The 8,139-nt window shown below is 60.4% G+C and carries 6 protein-coding genes; 2 read left to right on the top strand and 4 right to left on the bottom strand.

Translation table 11 applies throughout. The annotated features are described in order from the left end of the window. From EBBID32_RS17205 to EBBID32_RS17190, 4 genes are all read right to left on the bottom strand, one after another. A partial coding sequence (locus EBBID32_RS17205; RefSeq protein ID WP_037491503.1) for an ATP-binding protein occupies positions 1-630 on the bottom strand: 630 nt, incomplete at its 3' end. Continuing rightward, positions 630-1,511: a WYL domain-containing protein gene (locus tag EBBID32_RS17200; RefSeq protein ID WP_037491500.1), complete on the bottom strand. Its 882-nt coding sequence runs from the start codon at positions 1,509-1,511 to the stop codon at positions 630-632. The genes EBBID32_RS17200 and EBBID32_RS17205, both read right to left, overlap by 1 nt. A 121-nt stretch (positions 1,512-1,632) precedes the next feature. Next, the gene (locus EBBID32_RS17195) at positions 1,633-5,118 is read right to left on the bottom strand and encodes a YhaN family protein (protein ID WP_006961922.1); all 3,486 of its coding nucleotides are present in this window, start codon (positions 5,116-5,118) and stop codon (positions 1,633-1,635) included. Next, positions 5,105-6,358, bottom strand: coding sequence for a metallophosphoesterase family protein (locus EBBID32_RS17190; RefSeq protein WP_006961921.1), 1,254 nt, complete (start codon positions 6,356-6,358; stop codon positions 5,105-5,107). The genes EBBID32_RS17195 and EBBID32_RS17190 overlap by 14 nt, the downstream gene beginning before the upstream one ends. Before the next feature lie 235 nt (positions 6,359-6,593). Here EBBID32_RS17190 and EBBID32_RS17185 point away from each other — a divergent pair, with 235 nt between their 5' ends. Together EBBID32_RS17185 and EBBID32_RS17180 are read left to right on the top strand one after the other, a co-directional pair. Then, a complete protein-coding gene (locus tag EBBID32_RS17185; protein ID WP_006961920.1) occupies positions 6,594-7,571 on the top strand; it encodes an ArdC family protein in 978 nt (325 codons plus the stop codon). Beyond that, the gene (locus tag EBBID32_RS17180) at positions 7,568-7,966 is read left to right on the top strand and encodes a DUF2958 domain-containing protein (RefSeq protein ID WP_006961919.1); all 399 of its coding nucleotides are present in this window, start codon (positions 7,568-7,570) and stop codon (positions 7,964-7,966) included. The genes EBBID32_RS17185 and EBBID32_RS17180 overlap by 4 nt, the downstream gene beginning before the upstream one ends. Positions 7,967-8,139 lie beyond the last annotated feature (173 nt).

The raw sequence follows: 8,139 nt of genomic DNA, 5'->3' as shown, positions 1-8,139 counted from the left end.
ATAATTTTGAATCCGACTCTGAATGAAATTGAATGCCCAATTTTTCCATGGGTACTGCTTAGTATTCGTAAGCCCATCGTACCAAGTTTGGAATTCGTCTAGCAGCAGCATAGTTGGTGCCGCTTCCAGCAATTCAAGAATTAGCTGGTCGGATGGGATATCGGTCTTCGCCGCGCCCATACCTTCCCACTTGCCCTTGATGTAGGTGCCGTGCGGGTGGCGATCAAAGAGCAGGTCCCAAAGAAACTTGTAGCGCTGGCGGTGAAGGCTCTCACCAATCACCAGCATCCCGTCGCGCAACGCAATGCTTCCAATATGTGGATCGCCGAGCGTGCCTGCCCAAGAGTTTAGCCAAGCGCCAGTCGATGTCGCATCATTCACGGCGTGGTAGAGCGCAGCCATCAAGTGTGACTTACCGAGCCCACGCTCACCAATGACGACCACTGGCCTTCCCTGGCCTGGGCCGACTGCTTCAATACCTTTCAACAGATCGTGAGTAGGGTATGTGATATCGAGGAATTCCTGAGCAGCGATCTGGGTCGCGCCGGTATTGCTATCGTTTGAGAGCTCAATCGCGGTCCCCTTGAGGCGCTTGCTCTGAAATTCCCCCCTGAGAGTTAGCCCCAACATTACCGAATCCTTCCGCTCATCGAATTAGCGCCCTGAGATAGATTTGGGTCACTTAATAATACTATCTGTTGATCTTGTGGTTTTCGTGCTGATGGGTCGGTGTCTAAACCTAGCCGTTTCAAAGCGTAGTAAAGAAGCGCGCGTCTAACTGGGATCGAAACCCGACCGCTGTGCATCCCATAGTCCAGCTCGATCGCACGCTTTTGGGCCGCACTGAGCTCAGGATGCGGCCCAACAGCAAGTTCAACGATTTCCTCCCAGGCAATGTCGGACATTGCTTGTTTTTGGGGAGCGCGAGTCTGACGAGTGTCCAAAATGCGCGAGATTACAAAATCCCGAAATTCGCCGCTCTTTTCGCAACAGGATCGAGCGTGCCAGCGAAATCCATCGAAGGCTAATGCATGCGGTGCTATCCAACGCCACTCTGGATCCTGTGCAGACATTGACTGATACCGGACTTCAATCGCCTCCACGCGCCTGATCGCAATGACGATTGACCGAAGTATGGTAGGGTCAATCCCGCGGGCTGGCGCCGGAGTTGCATCAAACACCGGCAAATTGCCGATCCAGGCATCATCTGGGCTGACGACGCCTTCAGCAACTGAACGGATTTGGGCTAAGTATTGTGTAGAGTCTGGCTTCAGGAACAACGGGCTGAAACACGATGAGCGGACATAGGTCTTTCCGCTCTTGTCGTAGATCATGTTGTTCTCTGCCAATGCGATATAGCGATTGAGGTCACCTGACGCCTGATTGGGTGACACCCCAAACTTTTCGATCAGGTCACTTCGGTTGACGTGCCCCTCCCAGAATAGGCGGAATTCGATGAATTGAAGCTTCTGCTCCACACCCCATCGCAAACTTGGTCGTTCTTCGCCCATTGCCAGCCTTAGCCCACCTACTTGAACCACCCAAAAAGTGGATGGATACAACAATAGGGGGTAAGGCGGCCTGTCCGCAACAAGTTTCTCTTTTGATTCAATATGAGCAAAAATCTGACGTTTACGAACCGCGTTCCAAGTCAATTATGTTGGCAAGGCCTTGTTGCGCCAGCGGTTCAGCAAGCGCCCGGACGCTGCGATGGTGTGTGAACAGCAGGACTTGGTTGGTCTTGCCAAACTCGGCGAGCAGGTCGAGCGTGGACCGGCTGCGCTCATCATCGAAATGCACCAGAATGTCGTCCGCAATGAAGGGCAGCGGCTCCGTCGCACTGGCATAATTCTCAAGACTTGCCAGCCGGAAGGCGAGGAAAAGCTGGTCGCGGGTGCCGTCGCTCATGGTAGCAACCGGAGCAATACCGCCATTGGCTCGCCGTCCAACCACGACCGGATGGCCTTTGTCATCGATATCGGTCTCGATTCCGGCAAATTCACCGAGTGTCGTTGCCGTGAACAGCTCGCCTGCCCGCGCAATGAGCGGATCTTGCTGCTCTGCGCGGATCGTTGCCATGGCCGACGTCACCAATTCGCGCGCAACCGATAGCTCGAGATAGCGTTCGAGGGCGAGATGCATCTGCGCTGCCGCCGCTTCGCGTTCGGCAACGGCGTGATTGACCTCGCTCTGGCTCAGATAGGCAGCAAGGTCGTCCTTTGCGGCTTTCTCGGCGAGAATGGCTGCCTCAATTTCGCTCTCGATCTCGCTAGCACGCGATGTCTGCTCGGTTAGTTCCGCGCGAACCTCATCGAGGTCGCGTTCATCCCATTCCGCCCGCAAGGCAGCGAGATCAAGCTTGTCGCCTACGTCCGTCGCGGTCCGTTCCGCCAGAGCGATCTCATCGCACAAAGCCGTGCGTGCTTCACACCGTGAAGCTGCGTCCAGAAGGGCCCCATCATCGCCGCCATCAAGTTTTGCCGAAGCCGCAAGCGTAGCCAGCTCCTCCCGAGCGGTGCCGAGGGCCTCTTCCGCTTGGTCGGCCTCGACCTTCGCCTCCTCAAAGTCGGGCAGTACACCATCATATTGGGTTTGCGCTGTGGCGTTGTCGGTAAACCGGGCCAGCAGCATCTGCGCTGCAACGACACAGTCTTCGCCGATCTCGATGGCGAGTTCGGTCGCGAGGCTGCGGACATCCTTCGCAAGGCTCGTCTCGTCTTCGTCCATGCGCTTGAGCCGCTGGCGGGCCTGCCCTATTGCCGAAAGCACACCGCGTGCGCCAACCCATTCGGTGACCGCACTGTTGGCATCTGTCGGCGAAATGTCGGGTTTGAGACCCAGCGCACCTGTTGCCGCAGGCCATGCCGCATCCCAGGCGGCCTGTGCGTCGGACAATTGTTGCACTTCCGCCTCAACCAGCTTGTGCTGCCGCGCCAAGTCCTCCCGGTCCCGCGTGTCCCTGCCATATTCGGCATGTGCTTGTTCGTGCCGGGAAATGGCGTTTTGCACCGCGCTGACCCGGGCCGCGAACGACAGTGTGGTATCGAGCTTGCGGCTCTGTTCGATGCGTTCGAGCAACTCTGCGGCCGGCGCAAGCTGGGCCTCCTCCAATGCCAGCGCATTTGCCGAATTCCGCAAGCGTTCCGATTCTTCCAGCACCAGTTGGCGGGCTTGACCAAATTGGAGCAGCGACGCCAGTTCCGGGTGTTTGACCAGAACTTGCGGAAAACTGTTCCCCCATTGCGCGATGCGCACTTCGCCTTGTGCGACAAGCGCGGCCGTCTCGGCAGATGCCGCCGTGACCGCAGTCCGTGCCTCTGCGACGCGCCGCAACGCGAAAGCGAGCGATGCAGCCCGTTCTGCCTCTGCCGCGCGGCGATCGGCAAGCTCGTCCGCAGACACGATTGCCGTTTCCAGACCGTCAGCAACGGCTAGGCGAGCAGTGGCGTCATCGGGCAGCTGTCCCGCGACATATGCCGACTTTACTGGCCTCCAGGCATCGGCGCGCAGGCTGCGCGCTTCGGCAAGTGACGCATCACTTGCAATGGTCCCGGATGCCTGAAGCGCGCCAATCTCAGCCTCACCGGCTGAAATGTCGCGCTCGGCTTGCCGCCTCAGTTTGGCCTGATCCTCGATCTGCGAAGTCAATGTCCCGCGCGCGGCCTGCTCACTGCGAATATCGTCAACGCTGGGGCATGGCAGAGTGGCAAGCGCATCGATGGTATCGAAGCCAAGCGCCTTGAGCCGTCCGGTCAATGTTGCGCTGTCCGTATCCAGCGCTTGCTGACGTGCCTGGTGTGCTGACTTCTGGGCCGCAAGGCTGGCAAAGGCGGATGATGACGCCTCGGGCGGAGCATTATGCCCTGCCTGGCGTGCCGCTTCCAAACAATCGTCAATCGCCGCAAGCGAAGCCGCCAGTTCGCCAAGGCGCTTTCTGGCAGAGGCTAGGCCTGGACGGCGCTCCACCATCTCGTCGGCAGCCGAGCGCACAAGATTGAGGGCAGACTGGTCCGGGATCAGTGGCGCAAGGTCCGCATCGGCTGGCAGACCAAGCATCCGGCGCAGCGCCGCCAGTTGAGCCTCGCCGTCATCAATCTCGCGCTGACGATTGGCACGATCGGACCGGGCCTTGCTGACGTGAATGGCGCGTTCAGCCAGATCACGCACCCGCTGTTCGGCGGCTTTGAGGTCCGGGTTCACCACCAGCGCATCAAGCCGTGCCTTCAGGCGGTCCCGCCGCTCGATCGCACCCTCGAGCCGCGTTTCAGCCCCGTTGCGCTGGTCCAGAGCAGTCCGCATCTTGGCCGCGAAATCACCCGGGAAGGACGCGACATCGTCGTAGCCGACCAGATCCTGTGTCAGGCCGGCCAGCTGACGCAAGTGGGGCGCGACGCGAAGGACGCGCTCCAGCCGGGACGTCGATGCGCCGAGGCTGCGCCTCTCGAGGCGCAGGGCCTCGAGCTTTTCCCCGGCTGCGAGCGATGCCTTGCGCGTCTGCTCAAAGGTTTCCCGGGTCAGTTGCGCGCCGCGTGCTGTCTTTTCGGCTGCCTCGAATGCGGTCAGCTGCTGGTAGAAAACACGATTTACCGACCGCCTCGTATCGAAAAGCTTGTCCGCTTCGCCGTCGATACCTTCAAGGCGAGATACCAGCGTGCGCAAGCCGCCGCCTGCTTCGACGATCAGACGCCCGATGTCGCCATCGGCGTGAAGCAATCGCTCCCCGCCGTTGCGCAAGGTTTCGTGGTTCAGACCAAAGAGTGTTTCGAACCGCTCCCGTGTGATGGCACCCAGCACCGGCGCAAGGACGGTGTCATCGAGCGCCGTTCCAGACAGGTCAGCCAGTGTCTTGCCGTTGCCCTTGCGGCGCTTGAGCGTCACCGTGCTACCATCTGCCATCAACATCGTGGCCCCGATGCGCATGCCATCGTAGCCGAACAAACTGCCGCGCTGAGTATTCTTAGGGATCGAGAACAGGAAGTCGCTAATCGCCTCGAGACAGGTGCTCTTGCCCGCTTCATTGGCACCGTAGACCACCGTGAGGCCCGCTGTTTCAGGAATGGCGAGCTCGCGACTGGCGCAGCCGCCATATTTCTCAAGGCTGAGTTCAGTCAGGCGCATGACCAGCCTCGCTAACTAGACTGCGCGCAAGGGCTGCGGCGCGTTCGGGTATCTCGGCGCGCATCTGCTCAATGAATGCATCGGCATGTGCGCCAGCGGGCAGTTTCGTCCGAATCTCGGCAAGCCGCGCTTCGAGAACTTGCGCAATTGCGTTGTCCTGGCTGAGGCGGGTCACTTCCTGATCAAGCTTTCCAGCCACCGTTGGATCGACAGCGTCCGGGGCTTCAGGATGGGCCGTTTCCAACCTCAGCTTTTCGAGCCACACGTCATCCGAGAGCGTTGCCAGCAGTGTTTCCACGTCCTCCCGGAAAGCGGTGCGCTCGAGGATCAATTTGGAATGGAGCGGTGTCGTTCCAGTCACTGTGAGGCGCAGGGCAATAGGCCGTCCGTCGGCCTGCTCTGCGCCTTGGGCGATATGGCTGCGAATGAGATCCAGTAGTTCGGGGTGTTCGCTCGTTCCCGACACATCAACTGTGATCGACGCCCAGCGCACCACATCCAGCGCGCGATGCTCGAGGCTGGTGACTCTGCCGTCATTGACTTTGACCAGGACGGCCCCCTTGGGCCCCGTCTCTCGTGGGTGTCGGCCCTGAAGATTGCCGGGATAGACGATGTGCGGGTGCTCGCCAAGCACGGCATGGGCGTGGACGTGGCCTAACGCCCAATAGTCATAGCCATGATTGGTAAGCTGCTCTGGCGTGCAGGGCGCATATCGGGCGTGATGACCTTCGCTGCCCGCACAGGCCGTATGGAGAACGCCGATATTGAACAGTGCTTCGGTTGCTGCCGGATATTCGCGCGCCAGATCTTCGGAGACGTCCGGGCGGGGGAAGCTCCGCCCATGGATCGCGACCCCGACATCATCGAGACGATGTGTGGCGGCCTTGGTCTTAGGAAAGACTTGGACATTGCCCGAGAGAGACAGCTTGTCGGCAAAACGATTGGCGGAGTCGTGGTTTCCAAGGACCATGAACACCGAGATGCCGGCTTCGTCCAGCCGGCGCATTCCCTCCATGAAGTAAAGGCCCGTCTGGAAGTTACGCAGATCGCCATCGAAAATGTCACCGGCCAACAGCATGAACCGGCAGCCCTCATCGATCGCAAGGGCCACCAGGTTATCGAAGGCCTCACGCGACGCCGCCTCGACGCGCGCGGCATATTCCGCAGATTTACCCGCCAATCCAAGTAATGGACTGTCGAGGTGAAGATCAGCGGCATGTACAAAGGTGAATTCGGTCAATCGAAGGCCTCCCGTCTCCAGCATGGCACGAACCACCCTAAAATGTCTCGATAAAATCGGTCCAGAGCATGTGGGGAAAGCCTTCCCCTGCTGCTGAGCCCACCGGTCTCATCAGACCCCTTCGTGCGGGACTGCCGCCCCGCAACGCCCCGCGAGAGGAAGAGGGCGGGATTGTCCCGTGACGGGCTGAGAGCGGCGAGAGAGGCTCGCTGCGGGTCCGTCGCGGAGAACTGCCATGGCGCAACGACATGTTGCCCGCTCAAACCCTGAGCGGATCAATCTTTACCAGCAAATCACAGACCGGATCATCGCTGATCTCGAGGCTGGGCGCGTCCCATGGGTTCAGCCTTGGGGATCTGCCAATACCGGCATCGGCATGCCGCACAATGCTGTCAGCTCCCGCCGATACAGTGGCATCAATGTGCTTACCCTCTGGCATGCCGTCGTCTCCCGAGGGTTTTCGAGCCATGCCTTCCTGACGTTCCGGCAGGCTGCGGCCTTGGGGGGCTCGGTGCGTCGCGGCGAACGGGGGGTCGGTATCATCTACACCCGCCGCTTTGTGCCCAGCAGCGAACGTCGCCGAGCGGATACCGAAGGCACCCCAACCAGTGGCGGGATTCCGTTCCTCAAGCATTTCACGGTGTTCTCGGTCGACCAGTGTGACGACCTGCCCGAACATATCTGTCTCCCGCCGCCGCCCATCCCGGATGGCCTGATCCTGCCACACGCCGAGGAGCTGATCACCGCTACGGGCGCCGACTTCCGCATCGGTGGCCCGTCCGCTTTTTACAGCCCGTCGCATGACTATGTCGCGGTGCCGCGCCCCGACGATTTCCATGAGCCGATCAACTGGCATCGCACGGCTTTTCACGAACTGGGCCATTGGACTGGCCATGCCACCCGGCTTGGCCGCGATCAGACCGGCAGCTTCGGCTCCAAGGACTATGGCCGCGAAGAATTGATCGCCGAAATGGCCGGAGCCTTCGTCTGCGCCGCACTTGGGATTGTGCCAAGCGTTCGCCACGCTGACTACATCGGCCCGTGGCTCCAGATTATCCGGGAAGACAATCGCGCCATCCTGCGCGCCGCCAGCGCTGCCTCCAAGGCGGCAGATTATATCCTCGCCTATCGTGACACCGCATCGACTGGCCTTGATGTCGCTGGTGAGGACGAAGTCGACGGCTTCGACCTGGAAGGGAGGTTGGCGGCATGAACCTCCTCACCCCCGAAATCCGCGCGGAATTGCTCGCGAACATGCACGCGCGCCGCAATGCGCAGGCACAGGGCAAACGGGAGCCTGATCCCGTTCCCGTTGCCCGGTTCTTTAATCCGCTTGGCGCGGCCACCTGGCTTGCCACCGAACTCGACGAGGACGGCATCCTGTTCGGCCTCGCCGATCTCGGCCTTGGCTGCCCTGAACTCGGCAGCTTTTCGTTGCGGGAATTGCAGTCGCTGCGCCTGCCGTTCGGCCTCGGTATCGAGCGGGATATCCTTTTCGATACTGCGTTGCCCATATCGGCCTATGTCGCGGCCGCCCGTCGTGCCGGTTCGATCCTGGGCGCTGAAAAGCTGCTGAGGGAACGCTCCATGCCAGAAGGGGATGGCTGAAATTTGGTGGCCTGGCGCCCTGCCATATCGTGGGGTGGTCCGCCTGCGGCGGCCCGAGAGGAAGAGGAAGGCCAGGGCCTTCGTGACGGGCTTGGAAGCCGAGAGAGTGTCTCGCGGCGGCCCGTCATGGAGACCTGCCATGGCCAGACAGCCTGCAAAAATCACCCTCAGCC

Origin of the sequence: Sphingobium indicum BiD32, assembly GCF_000382885.1 — a bacterium.
GTDB lineage: Bacteria > Pseudomonadota > Alphaproteobacteria > Sphingomonadales > Sphingomonadaceae > Sphingobium > Sphingobium japonicum_C.
The sequence above is the reverse complement of the archived record's forward strand: the minus strand, read 5'-3'. Positions and strand labels throughout refer to the sequence as shown.